Origin of the sequence: Blastococcus colisei (genome assembly GCF_006717095.1) — a bacterium.
Taxonomy (GTDB): domain Bacteria; phylum Actinomycetota; class Actinomycetes; order Mycobacteriales; family Geodermatophilaceae; genus Blastococcus_B; species Blastococcus_B colisei.
In genome coordinates this window covers 708372-726959 of the sequence record NZ_VFQE01000001.1, presented here as the reverse complement: position 1 = coordinate 726959, position 18588 = coordinate 708372, and the positions used below count along the sequence as shown (strand labels likewise).

At 70.7% G+C, this 18588-nt stretch carries 19 protein-coding genes and 1 tRNA gene; 2 read left to right on the top strand and 18 right to left on the bottom strand.

All coding sequences use genetic code 11. The annotated features are described in order from the left end of the window. Positions 1-5: 5 nt before the first annotated feature. The 18 genes from FHU33_RS03460 to FHU33_RS03375 all read right to left on the bottom strand — a co-directional run bounded on the left by FHU33_RS03460 (position 6) and on the right by FHU33_RS03375 (position 16489). Entirely contained in the window at positions 6-521 is a 516-nt protein-coding gene (locus FHU33_RS03460) for a hypothetical protein (protein WP_142024111.1), read from the bottom strand. Between the two features lie 304 nt (positions 522-825). Beyond that, complete coding sequence (locus FHU33_RS03455; RefSeq protein WP_142024110.1) at positions 826-1482, bottom strand: hypothetical protein; 657 nt, start codon at positions 1480-1482, stop codon at positions 826-828. A 52-nt stretch (positions 1483-1534) separates the two neighbouring features. Further along, positions 1535-2809 carry an MlaD family protein gene (locus FHU33_RS03450; protein ID WP_142024109.1) on the bottom strand — a complete coding sequence of 425 codons (1275 nt, stop codon included), beginning with the start codon at positions 2807-2809 and terminating at the stop codon, positions 1535-1537. Then, positions 2806-4083 (bottom strand): MCE family protein, encoded by a 1278-nt coding sequence (locus FHU33_RS03445; RefSeq protein WP_142024108.1) that lies wholly within the window; start codon positions 4081-4083, stop codon positions 2806-2808. Before FHU33_RS03445 ends, FHU33_RS03450 begins: the two co-directional genes overlap by 4 nt. Then, positions 4080-5321, bottom strand: coding sequence for an MCE family protein (locus FHU33_RS03440; protein WP_142024107.1), 1242 nt, complete (start codon positions 5319-5321; stop codon positions 4080-4082). Before FHU33_RS03440 ends, FHU33_RS03445 begins: the two co-directional genes overlap by 4 nt. Then, the gene (locus FHU33_RS03435; RefSeq protein ID WP_142024106.1) at positions 5318-6349 is read right to left on the bottom strand and encodes an MCE family protein; all 1032 of its coding nucleotides are present in this window, start codon (positions 6347-6349) and stop codon (positions 5318-5320) included. The genes FHU33_RS03440 and FHU33_RS03435 overlap by 4 nt, the downstream gene beginning before the upstream one ends. Beyond that, the gene (locus FHU33_RS03430) at positions 6349-7392 is read right to left on the bottom strand and encodes an MCE family protein (protein ID WP_246063242.1); all 1044 of its coding nucleotides are present in this window, start codon (positions 7390-7392) and stop codon (positions 6349-6351) included. Before FHU33_RS03430 ends, FHU33_RS03435 begins: the two co-directional genes overlap by 1 nt. A 17-nt stretch (positions 7393-7409) precedes the next feature. Further along, positions 7410-8786 carry an MCE family protein gene (locus FHU33_RS03425; protein WP_142024104.1) on the bottom strand — a complete coding sequence of 459 codons (1377 nt, stop codon included), beginning with the start codon at positions 8784-8786 and terminating at the stop codon, positions 7410-7412. A 7-nt stretch (positions 8787-8793) separates the two neighbouring features. Further along, positions 8794-9660, bottom strand: coding sequence for an MlaE family ABC transporter permease (locus tag FHU33_RS03420; RefSeq protein WP_246063241.1), 867 nt, complete (start codon positions 9658-9660; stop codon positions 8794-8796). Between the two features lie 67 nt (positions 9661-9727). Beyond that, positions 9728-10543, bottom strand: a complete 816-nt coding sequence (locus FHU33_RS03415; RefSeq protein WP_246063240.1) for an MlaE family ABC transporter permease — start codon at positions 10541-10543, stop codon at positions 9728-9730. Next, positions 10540-11676, bottom strand: coding sequence for an ABC transporter ATP-binding protein (locus FHU33_RS03410; protein ID WP_142024103.1), 1137 nt, complete (start codon positions 11674-11676; stop codon positions 10540-10542). The genes FHU33_RS03415 and FHU33_RS03410 overlap by 4 nt, the downstream gene beginning before the upstream one ends. A 365-nt stretch (positions 11677-12041) precedes the next feature. After that, positions 12042-12434, bottom strand: a complete 393-nt coding sequence (gene rplL / locus FHU33_RS03405) for a 50S ribosomal protein L7/L12 (RefSeq protein ID WP_142024102.1) — start codon at positions 12432-12434, stop codon at positions 12042-12044. A 17-nt stretch (positions 12435-12451) separates the two neighbouring features. Next, on the bottom strand, positions 12452-13090 hold the full coding sequence (gene rplJ / locus FHU33_RS03400; protein WP_142024101.1) for a 50S ribosomal protein L10: 639 nt from the start codon (positions 13088-13090) through the stop codon (positions 12452-12454). A gap of 348 nt (positions 13091-13438) precedes the next feature. Further along, complete coding sequence (gene rplA / locus FHU33_RS03395) at positions 13439-14158, bottom strand: 50S ribosomal protein L1 (protein ID WP_142024100.1); 720 nt, start codon at positions 14156-14158, stop codon at positions 13439-13441. 87 nt (positions 14159-14245) lie between these two features. Then, a complete protein-coding gene (gene rplK / locus FHU33_RS03390; RefSeq protein WP_142024099.1) occupies positions 14246-14677 on the bottom strand; it encodes a 50S ribosomal protein L11 in 432 nt (143 codons plus the stop codon). Positions 14678-14775: 98 nt separating this feature from the next. Beyond that, a complete protein-coding gene (gene nusG, locus FHU33_RS03385) occupies positions 14776-15687 on the bottom strand; it encodes a transcription termination/antitermination protein NusG (RefSeq protein WP_142024098.1) in 912 nt (303 codons plus the stop codon). Positions 15688-15812: 125 nt separating this feature from the next. Continuing rightward, positions 15813-16340, bottom strand: a complete 528-nt coding sequence (secE, locus tag FHU33_RS03380) for a preprotein translocase subunit SecE (RefSeq protein WP_142024097.1) — start codon at positions 16338-16340, stop codon at positions 15813-15815. Positions 16341-16413: 73 nt separating this feature from the next. Beyond that, positions 16414-16489 (bottom strand) — tRNA-Trp (locus tag FHU33_RS03375). Positions 16490-16653: 164 nt separating this feature from the next. Between FHU33_RS03375 and FHU33_RS03370 the strand changes: the two genes are divergently transcribed. Both FHU33_RS03370 and FHU33_RS03365 read left to right on the top strand, forming a co-directional pair. After that, positions 16654-17328 carry a dihydrofolate reductase family protein gene (locus FHU33_RS03370; protein WP_246063239.1) on the top strand — a complete coding sequence of 225 codons (675 nt, stop codon included), beginning with the start codon at positions 16654-16656 and terminating at the stop codon, positions 17326-17328. Next, positions 17325-18575 (top strand): pyridoxal phosphate-dependent aminotransferase, encoded by a 1251-nt coding sequence (locus tag FHU33_RS03365; protein WP_142024096.1) that lies wholly within the window; start codon positions 17325-17327, stop codon positions 18573-18575. The genes FHU33_RS03370 and FHU33_RS03365 overlap by 4 nt, the downstream gene beginning before the upstream one ends. The last annotated feature ends 13 nt before the right edge of the window (positions 18576-18588 follow it).

The following is an 18588-nucleotide window of genomic DNA, read 5'->3' as shown; positions in this document are numbered from 1 at the left end:
CTCGCTCAGCTGGTCGTCAGGAGCGTCAGCTCGCTGATCCTCCAGTTCCCGTCCACCTTGGTGAGCCGGACCTGCACCGTCTGCGTGCACGACTGCGCGCCACTGGGCGTCACCTGGCACTCCGACCCCTCCGGGGCCGGCTGGCTGCCGCTGTTCACCGACTCGACGACGTACTGCCCGAAGACGACCAGCGTCGCGGTGTCCTGGGACTCGTTGACCTGCTGCAGGCCGACGTCGAGCACCTCGTAGCGAGTGGTCGCCGACACCTGCTCGTAGGTGCTGATGATCCCGCCCTCGGACAGGTCCCGCTCGTACTGGTCACGGAGGTCGCCGGTCAGCACCTCGAGCTTGCCCTCGACACTGCCTTCGGAGTCCTCGTAGTCGTAGGCGTAGACGGCCTCGATCCCGCTGCGCGCCGCGGCGAAGATCGCGGCGTCGACGTGCGCCGGATTCAGCCGTTGCCACGCCAGCAGGCCGGCACCGGCTGCGGCGAGCGCACACAGCAACGCCAGGACCAGCACCAGGGCGGAAAGCCTCCGGCCGGTACTCCTGTCTCCGGTCGACGTTCCCCTTCGGCCCGCACCGGACGACGGATCGCGCGCCGTGCTCGGACGCGCGGTAGCCATGGGGCGGCCGGCGGCGCTCCCGTTCGCCGTCTGCCCGGCCGCCGAGCGCGGAGCAGACCCCGGGCGCGCCGATTCACGGACGGCGTCCGCGCCGTCCTCGCGGTCGCGGCGGCTGCCGGCGACCCGGGCACGCGGCGTCGGGCGGGGGCCGGCACCGGGACGGGGCCGTGGAGTGGGACGTGGGCGGTCGTCAGGGGTGTCAGTCATCACCGGGCGACTCCGTTCCCTTGATCCCCGACAGCAGCCACCGGTCGTCCGACTTCTCCAGCGTCACCTCGATGCGGTAGCGCACGACCTCCGCCTGCGGGCTGGCCGCGCTCTCCTGCGTCGACTGGATGACCAGCAGCACGGTGGCGTCCTCGCCGTCGGCACGGGTCACCCCGGCGCCGACGACCTCGGTGTTCACCACCGCTTGCAGTTCGGTGATCTCCTGCCTTCGCTGGTCGAGCTGGGCCACCGACTCATCGCGCAGCTCACCGGTGGTGACCCTGCGGGCCTGCTCGATGTCGTCGTCCAGCGTCAGGTAGTCGAACGACGTGAGGTCGACGACCCCCGAACGTGCCGCCTGCAGGGCCTCGGCGTAGTCGCCGGTCCGGACCGGCGATCCGCCGGGTCGGCTGAACCACAGGACGGCCGCCGCGCCCAGGAGCAGGACGAGCAGGACCGCGAGCACCGGCGCGAGCCGGAGGGAGACCCGGCCCCGGTCGCGTCGGTCGTCGCCCGCGCCGCCGGCCGTCTCGCGGTCGCCGGATGGACCGGGGACGGCGTCGGTGGTTGCAGTGGGTCCGTCGCCGGGACCGGCGGCAGTCACGGCCACCTCGTCGTCCCGGGCACGTGCCCGCGCTTCGCTCGTCACCCGGGCGATTCTCCTTGTCGTCGTCTGCTGGGGGCCAGCGGCCATGCCGAGGTCAACCCGTCAGGGTGGCGATCGGATTGGCGTGCAACAGCCCACCCACCAGCTCGGAGAGCGCCGTGGCCGACAGCGGACTGCTGCCCTCCACCTCCTCCTGCGGGGTGGTGACGCCCCGCCCGCCGTCCCGGCCGATGTTCTGCTCCCCCCGGATGTTGGAGCCGTTCTCGTCGTAGCCGTCGCCGGGATCCGGGTCCACGCCGTTGACCACCTCGCACCCGATGGCGTCGGTGTCGACGTTCTCGACCGCTCCCTGGCTCGGGGTCGACCCGGTGGCCACGTAGCCGGTCGCGCACGCGTGCGGCTCACCGGCGTTGAGGACGAAGCCGAAGTGCGAGCGCAGCACGCCGTCCTCGTCGCGGCGGACGACGGTGAAGCCGCCGGTGACCGCGTCGGGATAGGTGACCAGCATCTGCCGGATGCCGTCCAGCCGCGGTATCTGCACTCCGTTCAGGATGTCCAGGTTGCGCACCAGTGACCCCAGTCCGGGACCGGCGCCCTCGACCAGGTCCTCCAGGGCCTCTCCCGCATCCGGAGCGTTGACGACGATGCTGCGCAGGTCGGGATCCATCTCGACGAGCGTGTCGGTGAACAGCCGCAGATCGGCGGCCCACTGACGGATCGCCGAGCGGCTGTCGCGCTGCGTGTCGAGCACCGTCTGCCCGTCGGTGATCAGCTGCAGCGTCTGCGGCAGGGACTGCTGGGCCCGGGCGAGGAGCAGGTCGCCGTTGTCGATGAGGCGGCCCAGGTCCTCACCGGCGCCCTCGAAGGCCCTCCCGAGTTCCTCGATGACGATCCGGAGGTTCTCCTGATCGATGGAGCCGACGAACTCGTCGATGTTGAGCAGCATCTGCTCCACGGGCACCGGGATGCTGGTGCGCTCCTGCGGGATGATGGCGCCCTCCTCCAGGTACGGCCCGCCCTCCTTCCGCGGTCGCAGGAGGACGTACTGCTCCCCCACCGCGCTCCGGGTCGCCACGACAGCGTCGGCGTCCGCCGGGATCGGGTCGCTACCGGGGTCCATCCGCAGCGTGACCCGGACCCCGTCCTCCACCAGCTCCATGTCCGTCACCCGGCCCACCGCGACGCCGCGGTAGGTCACCTCGGCGTTCACGAAGATGCCGCCGGAGTCGCGGAAGTCGGCAGCCACCTCGTACCCCCCGCCCAGCAGGGCGCGGTCGAGGCCGACGTATTTGAACCCCAGGTAGGCCATGCCCAGCACCGCCAGGGTGACGAAGGCGAGCAGCTTCAGCTTGGTGCCGCGGGTGATCACGGCGTCACCCCCGGAACGGACGGCAGGCCGAGACGGCCGGCGGGCTGATCGGCTCCGGGCACCTGCTGCACGAGCTGCCCCGTGATGTCCTCGAGGAGCGACGGCGTACCCGACGACCTCGAGGTGGACTGCGCTCCCCCGGAGCCGTCGGTCGCGCCGCCCCCGCTTCCTCCGCTCTCGACACCGCACCTGCCCTGGGTGAGCGCTTCCTCCAGCGGGAGCTGCCGGACGGCGCCGGCCTGGTCGACCACGTACCGGCACAGCAGGTGTGAGAGGTCGAGGTCCACCGTGGCCGTCATGTTGGTGAACAGCGCCACCCCGCCCGACTGCGCCTCCCGGTAGTTGAGGGCCGTCAGGGAGCTGTCGGGGAAGGGATAGGTGAGCAGCAGCTCCAGGGACCGGCCCAGGTTCGGGCCGGCCGCCGCCAGCTGGGTGAGGATCGGCTGCAGGAGCTCCAGGTCCTCGACGGTGTTGGCCGCCGACTGCTGGATGATCCGCGTGCCGACGTCACCCAGCCGGGCCAGGCCCTCGAGCATCGACACGAGCAGGTCGCGCTGCTGGTTGATGACGTCGAGGCCCGGGCCGATGGTGTCGAGGGCGTTCTCGATCGTCGCGGTGCGGGACGCGAGCGTGGTGGCCAGCTCGTTCGCGCGGTCCAGCGCCCGGTTGATCTCCGCCCTCTGCTCGTCGAGCCCGCCGATGAACGTGTCGAGCTGGCCGAGGGTGTCCTTGATCTCGGCTTCCCGGCCCTCCAGGGCGTCGCCGAGCTCCCGGTTGATGGTCTGCAGCTGGGCGAGTCCGCCACCGTTGAGCACGAGGGACAGCGCCCCGAGCAGTTCCTCCACCTCGACGTTGCGGTTGGTGCGATCGAGGGTGATCCGCGAGTCGTCGTCCAGCCGCCCCTCGGGCTCCTCGTTGCCCGGCGGGGCCAGTTCGACGTACTTCTCGCCGAGCAGCGAGGACTGCTGGATGGCCGCGACCGCGTTGGCCGGCAGCTCGACGTCCCGGTTGACCGAGACGGTCACGACCGCGGTCCAGTCCTCCTGATCGAGATCGATCGCTTCGACGCGGCCGACGGGCACGTCGGCGACCCGGACGCCGGACTGGGGCACCAGGTCCAGCACGTCGAGGAATTCGATCTGGACGGTGTACGGGTCGTCGCCGATGTCGGCCCCGCCGGGCAGGGTCAGGGAGTACGCACCCCGGAAGCCGCAGCCGCCGAGCAGCAGCACCCCCGCCGCCAGCGCAGCCGCCCGCTGGACGCGCCGGTTCACGGAGCACCGACCAGGGGGAGACCGGGCAGCGGTCCGCCGCCGCCGCCACCGCCACCGCCACCGCCACCGCCGAGGAGGGCCTGCCGCAGTTCCTCGTAGTCGGGTACGCCGTTGGCGTTCAGGTCGTCGAGGTTGCCGTCGGCGTTCGCGTCGCCGGAGAGCAGACGGGCGCAGATCTGCTCGGTGGCGTCCCGGATCGGGGCCGCCGGGTCGGGCAGTGGCAGGTCGACCTGCAGGTCGACCCGGCCGAGCTGGGCGAGAGCCCCGCAGACCACGATCTCGGCGTTCAGCGAGCCGAGGCCGTTGTCGCGGGTGTCCAGCGTGCCGAAATCGGGGTTGTAGGCGCGTGCCAGGTTGCCCAGTGCCGCCGGGGCCACGTCGAGCACCTCGGCCAGCTTGGCCCGCTGCTGCACCAGCACGAGCGTCACGTCGGCCAGCCGGTCGACGTTGGTCGTCAGCAGCGTGGTGTTGTCCCGCACGAAGCCGGCCACGTCGCCCAGGGCGTCGCTGAGCATGGCGATCGCGGCCTGGAGGTCCTCCCGCTCGCTGGCCAGCAGGTCGCTCACGGCGGCCATGTTGGCGTTGAACTGGCCCACCTGCGCGTCGATGGTCGCCAGAGCGCTGGTGAACGTCTGCAGGTTGTCCAGGGAACCGAAGAGGTCGTCCCGGTTCTCCGCCAGGGTCTGCACGGCCTGGGAGAAGCCGGTGAGCGTCCGGTTCAGCGCCTCGCCGTTGCCCGCGAGGTTGGCCGCTCCCACGTCGACCAGGTCGGACAGCGCGCCGTCCGCGTTGGCACCGTTGGGACCCAACGCGTCGGAGAGCTCGTCCAGCGCGCCGTACACGGCATCGAGTTCCACCGGGATGGCGGTGCGGTCCAGCGGCACCTCGGCGCCGTGCTCCATGGTCGGCCCCCCGTCGTAGACCGGCGAGAACTGCACGTACCGGTCCGACACCAGCGACGGCGCCAGGACGATGGCGTCGGCGTCGGCGGGGATGTCGTAGTCGTCGTCGATGCTCATCTCGACCCGCACCCTGTCGCCCAGCGGCACGATGTCGTCGATGGTGCCGATGGGGATGCCGAGCACCCGCACGTCCGAACCCGGGTAGAGCCCGACCGTCTCGGTGAAGAAGGCGGTGACCCGGTACTGACCGGCCGGCCGCAGGATCGTCCACCCCAGGGCCGCCAGCAGGACCAGGGCCGCGGCGAGCGCGACGCCGCGCTGCAGTGCGCCGCTCATCGTCCTCCCTCCGTGGCAGTGCAGCCGGTCACCGGCGTCTCGGCCCCGGTGCAGACCGCCGTACCGACGATCGTGGGCAGCAGATCGTTGACGAAGCTGTCGAACCACCGACCGTTGCCCAGGGTGTTCGTGAAGACCCGGACGAACGGCGCGAGCTCGTCGACCGTCTGGGCCAGGGCCGCCCGGTTGCGCGAGAGGATGTCGGTCACCCGGGAGAGCTGCTGGAGGGCCGGCGTGAGGGTCTCGCGGTTGTCGGCCACCAGCCCGGAGAGCTGCTGCGCGAGTTCCTGGGTGTTGGTCAGGATGGAGTCGATCAGTTCCCGGCGTTCCTGCACCTCGGTGAGCAGCGTGTTGGAGTCGAGGATGAGCCGGGTGAACTCGCCGTTGCGATCGGCGAGCACCTGCGTCACCTGACGGGTGGCCGAGAGGAGTTCCCGCAGCTGCGCGTCGCGCGAGGCGATGGTGTCGGAGAGCCGGGCCAGTCCCTGCAGGGACGTGCGTACCTCGTCGGGGGTGTCGGTGAAGGTCTCCGACAACACCTCGAAGGAGCGGGCCATCTGAGCCGTGTCGATCTCCTGCACCGTCGAGGACAGGTCGGCGAAGGCCTCGACCACGTCGTACGGCGAGGCGGTCCGCTCCACGGGGATGCGCTCGTCCGGGTCCAGCGGTTCCGAGCCGCGGGGCACCAGGGCCACGTACTTGGCACCCAGCACCGTCTCGATCTTGATGGCTGCCTCCGAGCGATCGCCCACGAAGGCGTCCTTGACCCGGAACTCGACGGTCACCGCGCCGTCCTCGAGCGCGAGACCCTCCACCGTGCCGACCTTCACCCCCGCCACCCGGACGGGATCGTCGGGCTTCAGGCCGGCGGCCTCGGAGAACTGTGCCTTGTAGACGGTGCCACCCCCGATGAGCGGCAGTGACTGTGCGTTGAAGGCGAGGAACACCAGCGCTGCGATGACGGTCAGGCTGACCGCGCCGACGACGACGGGGTTGCGGTCGCGGAAATTCTTGGACTGGCGGGCCATCAGCTGCACCCTTCCGCTCCGCTGTCGAACGAGAACTCCTGGGCGACCGGCTCCGCGCCCGGGACCGACGAGGACCCGGGCAGGGTCACCGTGCCGCCGGCGCTGCACATGAAGAAGTTGAACCAGCTGCCGTTGATCGCCGTCCGCGTCGTCAGGTCGAGCTTGACGGGGGCGGTCTGCAGGAACCGCTCCACCAGGTCGCCGGTGTCGGCCAGGTTCCCGGACAGGTCGCCCAGGGCCTGGATGTCGGCAGCTAGCGGCGCGCGGGCGTCCTCGAGGAAGCCGCTCGTGGAGACCGCCAGCTCGTCGATGGTCTGCAGGGAGTCGAAGATGGCCTCGCGGTCCCCGGCCAGCCCGGTGACGAACTCCTGCAGGCTGACCACCAGGTCGGAGAGCTGCTGGTCGCGCTCGGCCAACGTCCCCATCACCGTGGTCAGGTTGTCGATCACGCTGCCGATGACCTCGTCCCGGTCGGCGAGGCTGTTGGTCAGCGACCCGACGTGAGCCAGCAGGCTCTCCATCGTGCCGCCCTCGCCCTGGAAGACCTGGATGATCTCGAACGACACCCGGTTCATGTCCGCGGGCGACAAGGCCTGCAGAAGGGGCTGGAACCCACCGAAGAGCACCGTCAGGTCGAGGGCGTCGGTGGTCTGGGCGAGAGGGATGACCGCTCCCTCCTCCAGCGTCCGCCCGGAGGACCCTTCGCCCTCGGTGAGAGCGATGTACCGCTGACCGACGAGGTTGCGGTAGCGGATGGTCGCCTCGACGGCAGCAGGCAGCGGGACGTCGGCGCCGACCTCGAGCTCCACCTCGGCGACCGGCCGATCGGTGGCCTCCCCCAGGCCGATGCCCACCACCTGGCCCACCCGGACGCCGGCGATGCGCACCTCGTCGCCCTCCACCAGGCCGGCGACGTCGTTGAACTGCGCCCGGTAGGTGAGCTGGTCGCCGTAGCCGGCATTGGTGATGGTCGAGATCAGTACGTACGCGGCCATCATGGTGACGACGGCGAAGACCACGAGCTTGATCAGTGGGCCGGCCATGCCCCTCAACTGGCCCGTCATCGCAGCATCACGCTCTTTCCGCGGAGGATCGGCGCCAGGGTGGCTGCACCGAGGTCGGACACGTCCGTGGGGCGCACGCCGGACTGGAACGCGAGGATGCTCCGGACGAAGTCGAGCTCGGCGGTCGAGCCGGCCAGGACGTCGGGCAACGACTCCCCCGCCCGGGCACCGGGCACGTTGTCGGGGTTGCCCCCGTCGTCCGCCCCGCCCTCGTAGCAGGCCGGCTCCGGGCGCTCGGCGCTCTCGACCGAATCGACGCCGTCGTCGGGCGGGTACGGGCAGTAGTACTCCCCGGCCTGAGCCTGGGCGATCTCGCCGTCGATGTCGTCCAGCCCCCGGCAGTCGGGCGGCGCGGTGTCGGCGTAGATCGGCTGGTCGCCGGGCTGGTAGGGATTGCGCGGCGGGAACGTGAACTGGATGTTGAGGTTCAGGGCCGGATCGCCGTCCTGGCCGAAGGTCTCCCCGATCCGCGGCACGGACCGCGCGAGCCCTTCCAGCAGGCACGGGTAGACCGGCGAGTACTCGGCGAAGAGACCGAGCACCGGTCGGGACGTCTCGGCGAGCGAGATCAGGTTGCGCTCGTTCACCTCGAGGAACCCCGCCGTCACGTTGGCGGAGCTCGCTCCGACGGTGAAGGTGCGGCGCAGCTGCTCCTCCTGGTCGACCACGGTGGTGTTGGTGATCACCAGGTTGTCGAGGACGGCGAGGAGGTCGTCGGCGGCGCCCTCGTAGGTCTCGGCGAAGTCGGCCAGGCCCGAGATGTCGGCCTGGAGTTGCGGCAGGACGGTGTTGATCTCGCCGAAGTACTTGCCTGTCGCGGCCAGGTTCGCGCCCAGGTCGTCGCCCCGCCCCCGCAGCGCGTCGGCGACCGCGCCCAGCGTGAAGGCGAGGTCGTCGGGCCGGACGGCCTGCAGCAACGGGAGGGTGTCGTCGATGACGCGCTGCAGCTCGATCGCGTTCGAGCTGCGGTCCTGGCCGATGACGTCGCCGTCGGCCAGCCGCTCCTGCGCGGGCGCCTCGTCGAGCACGAGGGACACGTAGCGCTCACCGAACAACGTCTTGGGCAGCAGCCGGGCCGACACGTCGGCGGGGATCTGCTCGAGGTACTCGGGCTTGATCGCCAACTCGATCGTCGCGCCGTCGGCATCGGCCGAGACCTCGCGCACGTCACCCACGATCACTCCGCGCACCTTCACGTCGGAGGCCTCCTGCAGCTGATTGCCCGCCGTATCGGTCTCCAGCGTCACCCGGGCGACCTCGGTGAAGGCCTTCTTGTAGGCCGCCACCGAGAGGCCGAGCAGCATCGCCAGCACGACGAGGAACGCGAGCCCCTGCAGCCGGACCCGGATCACCTTCGCCCTCGAACCGGTCATCGTGCGCTCACCCCGCGATCCGGACGGTCGTCGTCGAGCCCCAGATGGCGAGGGACAGGAACAGGTCGATGATGTTGATCGCCACGATCGAGAACCGGACCGCCCGCCCGACCGCCAGCCCCACGCCGGCCGGGCCACCGCTGGCCCGGTAGCCGTAGTAGCAGTGGGTCAGGATGATCACGACGGCGAACACGAGGACCTTGAGGAACGACCAGAGGACGTCCTCGGGTGGCAGGAACAGGTTGAAGTAGTGGTCGTAGGTCCCCGTCGACTGCCCGAAGGCCTGGGTGGCGATCGTCCGGGTGGCGAAGTAGCTGGTGAGCAGGCCCAGCACGTACAGCGGGATGACGGCGATGAAGCCGGCGATGATCCGCGTCGTCACCAGGAACGGCAGGGACGGCACACCCATGACCTCGAGCGCGTCGATCTCCTCGTTGATGCGCATGGCACCGATCTGTGCGGTGAACCCGCAGCCGACCGTGGCCGACAGCGCCAGTCCGGCGACCAGCGGCGCGATCTCCCGGGTGTTGAAGTAGGCGGAGAGGAAGCCGGTGAAGGCCGACGTCCCGAGCTGGTCCAGGGCGGCGTAGCCCTGGAGGCCGACCTCGGTGCCGGTGAAGAAGGACAGGAACGCGATGACCCCGACGGTCCCGCCGATGACCGCCAGCGCGCCGGTGCCGAAGGTGACCTCGGCCAGCAGCCGGAAGGTCTCCTTCTTGTAGCGATTGAGCGTCCGTGGGGTCCAGGCCAGGGCCCGTCCGTAGAAGCCGAGCTGGTCGCCGAGGTCGTCGAGCGTGTCGAGCGGACGACGGCCGACCCGCCTGATCCGCCGCAGGCCGAGCGTGATCCGGTCCCGAGGAGAAAGCAGCGTCATGCCGACCGCACACCCTCTCGAGAGTGGCGGCAGCGGCTCGTGGCCGAGGTAGAGGAGGCGAGCGCCATCACTGCCCCTTCGGCGGAACGAGCTGGAAGTAGATCGCCGTGAGCACGAAGTTCACCGCGAACAGCAGCAGGAACGTGATGACGACGGACTGGTTCACCGCGTCACCCACGCCCTTCGGCCCACCTCCGGCCCGCAACCCCTTGTAGGAGGCGACGATGCCGGCGATCAGACCGAAGGTCAGTGCCTTGATCTCCCCCGACCAGAAGTCCTCGACCTGAGCCAGCGCGCTGAAGGACGCCAGGTAGGCCCCCGGGGTGCCACCCTGCAGGACGACGTTGAAGAAGTAGCCGCCGGCGACGCCGACCACGCTGACCAGCCCGTTGAGCAGGACCGCGATCAACATCGAGGCGAGCACCCGGGGGACGACGAGGCGCTGGATCGGGTCGATGCCCAGCACCTCCATGGCGTCGATCTCGTCGCGGATCTTGCGGGCGCCGAGGTCGGCGCAGATGGCCGACCCGCCGGCACCGGCGATGAGCAGCGCGGTCACGATCGGGCTGGCCTCGCGGAGCACCGCCAGGACCGACGCCGACCCGGTGAAGGACTGCGCGCCGAGCTGGCGGGTGAGGGACCCCAGCTGCAGGGCGATGACGGCGCCGAAGGGAATCGCGACCAGAGCCGTGGGGATGATCGTCACGCTGGCCACGAACCACGCCTGCTGGAGGAACTCGCGGACCTGGAACGGCCGCTTCGGCAGGTTCCGGATGACGTCGAGGGCGAAGGCGAACAGGTTGCCACTGGCCGCCAGCGGGCGGGTCGGCGAGAACTTCCCGTCGAGCAGGCCGGGGGCCTGCGGCTTGTCGGTCGCCGTCACCCCTCACCGCCCTGCCGGGGCAGCACGGCGGTGGCGGTCGCTCCCGAGGGGCCGGCGTCGGGTTCGGGAGCCCAGTGCCGCCCGCCGGTGCCCCGCGTCGGCTCGAAGGCACCGGAGTCGACCTTCGCCAGCAGCTCCTCGGGCAGGGACTTCCTGATGGCCGCCTGCGTCTCGCCGTCGAACTCGTGCAGCATCCGGGCGACGCGCTCCTGCCGTCGACGCTCGGCCTTGCGCTCGGGCAGTCCCTCGGTCGGTGTCAGCTGCGGCGGGACGGCGTCCCCGCCGGAAGCGCCCTTGGGACCGACACCGTTGTGCGAGTCGCCGCCACGCGCCTCCAGGGCGGCCATCTCGGCCTCCACCTGGGCGACGTCCTTCTCCTCGCTCATGCCGATCGGCCCCTCGCGGCGGCCGTTGAGGAACTGGCGGACCACCGGCTCCTGCGACGTCAGCAGCTGCTCGCGCGGGCCGAACATGACGAGGTTCCGGCGGAACAACAGCCCGAGGTTGTCCGGCACCGTCCGCGCGGTCCCGATATCGTGGGTGACGATCAGGAACGTCGCGTCGATCTGGGCGTTGAGGTCGACGATCAGCTGGTTCAGGTAGGCGACGCGGACCGGGTCGAGACCGGAGTCCGGCTCGTCGAAGAGGATGATCTCGGGGTCCAGCACCAGGGCCCGGGCCAGGCCGGCGCGCTTGCGCATGCCACCGGAGATCTCGCCCGGGAGCTTCCCCTCGGCGCCCTGCAGACCGACCATGTCCATCTTCTCGAGGACGATCGACCTGATCTCGGACTCGCTCTTCCTGGTGTGCTCGCGCAGCGGGAAGGCGATGTTGTCGAAGAGGTTCATCGAGCCGAACAGAGCGCCGTCCTGGAACAGGACGCCGAAGAGCTTCCGGATCTCGTAGAGCTGGTGCTCGCTGGTCCGGACGATGTCGGTGTCCTTGATGACGATCGAGCCCCGCTCGGGCTTGAGCAGGCCGACCAGCGACTTCAGGAACACCGACTTGCCGGTGCCGGACGGGCCGAGCAGCACCGAGATCTCCCCCGGCGGCAAGGTGAGCGTGACGTCGCTCCAGATGTTCTGGCTCCCGAAGGACTTGGTCAGCCCCTCGACCTCTACTGCGACGCCCACGAGTACCTGCCCCTCCGCTCCGGCTGCGCTGCCGGTTCCCCGCCTCGCCACATGACGAGCCCGGGAATCTTCCTGTGTCCGGACGTATCGCGCATCCGGACGATCCCGTCCACACCTACTCACCAGTAACGACGACCGGGACGACAGGTTACGTGCGTCACGGAGTTGCTGTGACCCGGACCTCCATCTAGCACCCGCGCGACGGCGAGGTTCACCTGACCGGAGGAACGCGACAGGGGCCGCCCTCCCGAATGGGAGGACGGCCCCTGGTGGTGCGGCGAAACGCCGCTACGTGACGCGATGGAACGGCCCCGGCGCAGGGACCCGGCCCGAGCGGAGCGAGGGCTGGGGGGCGCCGGGGTCCTTCACTTGACGGTGACGGTGGCGCCGGCGCCCTCGAGGGCGGCCTTGGCCTTGTCAGCGGCGTCCTTCGCGACCTTCTCGAGGACGGGCTTCGGCGCGCTGTCGACCAGGTCCTTGGCCTCCTTGAGGCCGAGCGAGGTCAGGCCGCGCACCTCCTTGATGACCTGGATCTTCTTGTCGCCGGCGCTCTCGAGGATGACGTCGAACTCGTCCTGCTCGGCAGCGGCCTCGTCGCCACCGCCACCGCCACCGGCGGCCGGGGCGGCCGCGACGGCCACGGGAGCAGCAGCGGTGACGTCGAACGTCTCCTCGAACTGCTTCACGAAGTCGGACAGCTCGAGGAGGGTCATCTCCTTGAAAGCGTCGAGCAGGTCCGCGCTGGAAATCTTGGCCATGTCTGTCTCCTTCTGGGTCAGTCGTCGCTGGCCGCGTCGGCGGCCGGGGATTCGGTGGCCTGGGCGGCCGTCTCGGGGGTGGTGTCAGCAGCAGCAGCGCTGTCGTCGGTGGCCGGAGCGTCGGCGGCCTCGGCCGGAGCGTCGGCGGCCTTCTTCTCCTGCAGCGCGGCGGCGAGGCGGGCGACCTGGGACAGCGGGGCCTGGAAGAGCCCGGCAGCCTTGGTCAGGTTGCCCTTCATCGCGCCGGCCAGCTTGGCCAGCAGGACCTCACGGGGCTCGACGTCGGCGAGGCGGGTGACCTCACCGGCGTCGACCGTGCGGCCGTCGACGACGCCGCCCTTGACGACGAGCATCGGGTTGGCCTTGGCGAAGTCACGGATGGCCTTGGCGGCCTCGACCGGGTCGCCCTCGATGAAGGCGATCGCGGTCGGTCCGTTGAGCAGCGGGCCGAGGTCGGAGAATCCGACCGAGTCCGCCGCCCGCTTCGTCAGGGTGTTCTTGACGACTGCGTAGCTGCTGCCCTCACCGAGGGAACGGCGCAGCTGGGTCAGCTGGGCCACGGTCAGCCCGCGGTACTCGGTGAGCACGGCCGCACTCGAGTTCTGGAACCGCTCGGTGATCTCGTCGATCACCGCGGCCTTCGCCTGCGTGGGCATGGGCCTCCTCTCGTCTGTCGGGCGACCACCGGCCGTTGCGCGACTGCGGCGATCGACGGCCCGGAGACGAGGAACGCCCCGGCGCAGGGCGCACGGGGCGAGGGGCGGGCGGCGAGCGCCCGTCGATCGAACCGTCCTCCTGCGCGGGCCGCCCGGAACTCCGGGACCTTCGATCGCACGCGGACGTGCGACGACCAACGGTCTTGGGGGGAACGGGAGCAAGAGTACGCGATAGGACGACGGCCCCGCCGCGCGGGTACGCAACGGGGCCGTCCTACCTCGTCCCATGGGGTCCTCCCTCACCGTCGACGGTGAGGTAGGACCCCGGACGATCAGGTCACCTGATCATCAAGACGTGGGCTCGTCCACCAGCATGTTGCGGGTGCGGTTCGGGTCGACCGGGATGCCGGGGCCCATGGTCGTGGAGACGGTGACCTTCTTCAGGTACCGACCCTTGGCCGAGGAGGGCTTGGCGCGGAGGACCTCGTCGAGGGCCGCGGCGTAGTTCTCGACCAGCTTGGCCTCGTCGAAGGAGGTCTTGCCGATGACCAGGTGCAGGTTGGCCTGCTTGTCGACGCGGAAGTTGATCTTCCCGCCCTTGATGTCGTTGACGGCCTTGGTGACGTCGGGGGTCACGGTGCCGGTCTTCGGGTTCGGCATCAGGCCGCGGGGGCCGAGGATGCGGGCGATCCGGCCGACCTTGGCCATCTGGTCCGGCGTCGCGATCGCGGCGTCGAAGTCCAGGAAGCCGCCCTGGATGCGCTCGATCAGGTCGTCCGAGCCGACGACGTCGGCGCCGGCGGCCTCCGCCTCGGCAGCCTTGTCACCGGTCGCGAAGACGATGACGCGGGCGGTCTTGCCGGTGCCGTGCGGCAGGTTGACCGTGCCGCGGACCATCTGGTCGGCCTTGCGCGGGTCGACGCCCAGCCGCATGGCCACCTCGACGGTGGCGTCGTAGGACGTCGTCGACGTCTCCTTGGCCAGCTTGGCGGCCTGGAGCGGGGAGTACAGGTTGTCGCGGTCGACCTTCTCGGCCACTGCGCGGAACTTCTTGCCGTGCTTCGCCATGGTGTTTCCTCTCCGGGGCGTGCGCCCCGGTCATGTGGTGAACGGGCCTGGCGAGGCCCTCCCACGAGTGCGGGCTGGAGCGGTTGCTCAGCCGGTGACGGTGATGCCCATCGACCGGGCGGTGCCGGCGATGATCTTCTCGGCCTGCTCGAGGTCGTTGGCGTTGAGGTCGGCCATCTTGGTGGTGGCGATCTCGCGGACCTGGTCACGGGTGACCGTGGCGACCTTGGTCTTGTGCGGCTCGCCCGAGCCCTTCTCGACGCCGGCGGCCTTGAGCAGCATGCGCGCGGCCGGCGGGGTCTTGGTGACGAACGTGAACGACCGGTCCTCGAAGACCGAGATCTCGACCGGGATCACGTTGCCACGCTGCGACTCCGTCGCGGCGTTGTAGGCCTTGCAGAACTCCATGATGTTGACGCCGTGCTGGCCGAGCGCCGGACCCACGGGCGGGGCGGGGGTCGCCGCACCGGCGTTGATCTGGAGCTTGATGACCGCGGTCAACCGCTTCCTGGGGGGCATGACTTTCCTTCTTCGTCGTGAACGTGGGGCTGTGGTCTTGGCTGGAAGGCCCTCGCAGGGGCCCGCGCCGAGCGTGCGAGGCGTAGGGGCGAGGGGGCCTATATCTTCGCGACCTGGGTGAACGACAGCTCGACGGGCGTCTCGCGGCCGAAGATGGAGACCAGCACCTGCAGCTTCTGCTGCTCGGCGTTGATCTCGTTGATCGTGGCCGGGAGCGTCGCGAACGGCCCGTCCATGACGGTCACCGATTCGCCGACCTCGAAGTCGACGACGGCGGTGGGGGCTGCGGCGGCGCCACCGGTCGCCGCCTCGGCCCCGGTGGTGCGCGCGGCCTGCGGCGTGGTCGCCGGCACGAGGATCTTGACGACCTCGTCGATGGTCAACGGCGAGGGCTTGGAGGTCGCACCCACGAAGCCGGTGACGCCGGGGGTGTTGCGGACCGCGCCCCACGACTCGTCGTTGAGCTCCATGCGCACGAGCAGGTAACCGGGCAGGACCTTGCGGTTGACCTGCGCGCGCTTGCCGTTCTTGATCTCGGTGACCTCCTCGGTGGGCACCTCGATCTGATAGATGTAGTCCTCGACGTCCAGGGACTGGATCCGCGCCTCGAGGTTGGTCTTCACCTTGTTCTCGTAGCCGGCGTAGGAGTGCACCACGTACCAGTCGCCGGGGGCGATGCGCAGCGCCTTCTTCATCGCCTCGACCGGGTCCTCGTCCTCCTGCGCCTCCGCGGTGGCGGCCGGCAAATCCGAGGCCTCGGCGGGGGCGGTCAGCGGGTCGCTCACGAGGCTGTCGGGGTCGCCACCCTCGATCTCCGGCGTCACGTCCGAGACCTCTGTGCCGGTGTCGAGATCGGCGGTGTCGGTCGAGCCCTCGGCGGCACCGGTGTCACCGGCACCGGTCTCGATGTCTGCCGTCCCGCGCTGCTCGAGGCGGGCGTCGTCCAGGTCCGTGGCGGTCGCACCTTCGACCGGGGTGGCGGTCTCGAAGGGCTCGCGGGGGTCGGTCACTACTTCTCCTCGCTGGCGCTCGTCGGCGTCGTGACCGACGGTGCTGCGCTCATTGGTGATCTCACAAGCTCGATCACAGGTGTTGTCTCTTCCTTGTCAGGTGGCGGCAGGCGCGGGACGACAGATCAGCCGAAGACGGCGATCACGCCCTGGGCGAAGAGCAGGTCCAGGCCAGCCACCAGCGCGACGACGAACGCCACGAAGATGATGACCACGGTGGTGTAGGTGATCAGCTCGCGCCGGCCCGGCCAGATGACCTTGCGCAGCTCGGCGACGACCTCGCGGAGGAACCGGGCCAGCGAGCGCTTCTGCCCGCTCTCGGTGCGGGCCCGCTCGGCTGCGGCCCGGGAGCGGGTGCCACCACCCTCGCGCGTGGCCGGACGGGCACCGGCCGGGCGGCGCGCCCGCGTGGGCCGCGCCTCGTCGTCCTCGTCGTCGCCGTCGGCGGTGATGCGACCGCGACGACTGCGCTCGCCGGTCGCCCGGGCCGTGACCACCTTGTCCTCGTCGGACTCCGCCTCGGCGGCGAGCTCGTCCTCGGCGGCCTCGAGCTCCGCGGCGTCGTCGACCCCCGGCGTCTCGCGATCGAGCTGCTCGTCGGTCAGCTCGGCGTCGCGAGGGTCGTCCTCGCGTCCCGGCTTCTCGTCGCTCACTGCGCCTCGCTCGCCTCGTGGTGGTGACCGCTCGGATGAGCGGCCGCATGGTCGGTCGGTACCTGCCGTGCGGTGGCAGGGGTGACAGGACTTGAACCTGCAGCCTGCGGTTTTGGAGACCGCTGCTCTGCCAATTGAGCTACACCCCTAGTCCCCTGGGAGGGGCCCGGGACCGCCCGCCTCACCACGACAGCACGGAGCCTCGGGGAGGTTCCGGGGCACGCCGGTGGCGGGGTCAGCTGCCCCAGGACGGCAAGTGTACGGGACCGCACGCACCGGCAGCCAACGTCCCGGGCGAGGCGACCCGCAGGCGATGAGTTCGCCCATCCCGGCGGGTCCACCCTCCATGGCCGAACTGCGGGTGCACAACTTCTCGATCTCCCTCGACGGGTACGGCGCGGGGCCGCGTCAGGACATGGACGACCCACTCGGCGTCGGCGGCGAGCAGTTGCACGAATGGATGTTCGCCGCGGACGCGCCGGAGGTGGACCGCCGGTACTCCGACCGCGGGACCGAGGGGATCGGAACCACCATCATGGGCCGCCACATGTTCGGCCCGGTCGGCGGCTCGGGGGACCCCGATGACGAGTGGCGGGGGTGGTGGGGCGAGGACCCGCCGTTCCACCACGACGTCTTCGTGCTCACCCACCATGCGCGGGACCCGGTCGCGATGGTCGGCGGGACGACCTTCCACTTCGTCACCGACGGGATCGAGGCGGCGCTGGACCGCGCACGAGAGGCGGCGGGCGGTCGGCACGTGCGGCTCGGCGGCGGCGTCTCCACGGTCCGGCAGTACCTGCAGGCGGGGCTGCTCGACGAGCTGCACGTCGTCGTCGTGCCGGTGCTGCTCGGCGCCGGTGAGCGGCTGTTCGGCGACCTCGGGGACGCCCTGGGCGGCTGGACCCGCGTGGAGTTCGCGCCGTCGCGGTCGGTCGCCCACGTGCTGCTCCGTCGCGGCCCGGCCGACTTTGACACGATGGGGGCATGACCGCCGTCTCCTCGGAGTCCGCCAGCCAGTCCGCCGCCCCCACGGGCACGAGCCGCATCTCGCGCCGGATCGCCGCGATCAGCGAATCGGCCACGCTGGCCGTCGACGCCAAGGCCAAGGCGCTCAAGGCCGCCGGCAAGCCGGTCATCGGGTTCGGCGCCGGGGAGCCGGACTTCCCGACCCCCGACTACGTCGTCGAGGCGGCGGTCGCCGCCTGCCGCCAACCGGCCATGCACCGCTACACCCCCGCCGGCGGCCTGCCCGCGCTGAAGGACGCGATCGTCGCGAAGACGGCGCGTGACTCCGGCCTGCAGTCCACCCCGGCGAACGTCCTGGTGACCAACGGCGGCAAGCAGGCCGTCTACGAGGCCTTCGCCGCGCTGCTCGACCCGGGCGACGAGGTTCTCCTGCCCGCGCCGTACTGGACCACCTATCCCGAGGCGATCCGGCTCGCCGGCGGCGTCCCGGTGCCGGTCGTGGCCGACGAGCAGAGCGGGTACCTGGTGTCGGCCGCCCAGCTCGAGGCCGCCCGCACACCCCGCACGAAGGTGCTGCTCTTCTGCTCGCCGTCCAACCCCACCGGCGCGGTGTACCCCGCCGAGCAGGTCGAGGAGATCGGCCGCTGGGCCCTGGACGCCGGCATCTGGGTGCTCACCGACGAAATCTACGAGCACCTCACCTACGGCGGGGTGACCGCACCCTCGATGCCCGTGGTGGTCCCCGAGCTCGCAGAGCGCTGCGTCGTCGTCAACGGCGTCGCCAAGACCTATGCGATGACCGGCTGGCGGGTGGGCTGGATCCTCGGGCCGACCGACGTCGTGAAGGCGGCGACGAACCTGCAGTCGCACGCGACCTCCAACGTCGCGAACGTCTCCCAGGCCGCCGCGGTCGCTGCCCTCACCGGCGACCTGTCGGCCGTCGCGACCATGCGGGAGGCGTTCGACCGCCGTCGGCAGACGATCGTGTCGATGCTGCGGGAGATCCCCGGCGTCGCCTGCCCCGAGCCGCAGGGCGCGTTCTACGTCTACCCGTCGGTGAAGGGCCTCCTGGGGCGGCCGATCGCCGGGCGGACGGCGGAGACCAGCGTCGAGCTCGCCGAGATCATCCTCGAGGAGGCCGAGGTGGCCGTCGTCCCGGGCGAGGCCTTCGGCACACCCGGCTACCTGCGGATGTCCTACGCCCTCGGCGACGACGACCTGGTCGAGGGCGTCTCGCGGATGCAGCGGCTGCTGGCCTCCGCCGAATAGCGACCCGCCCCGG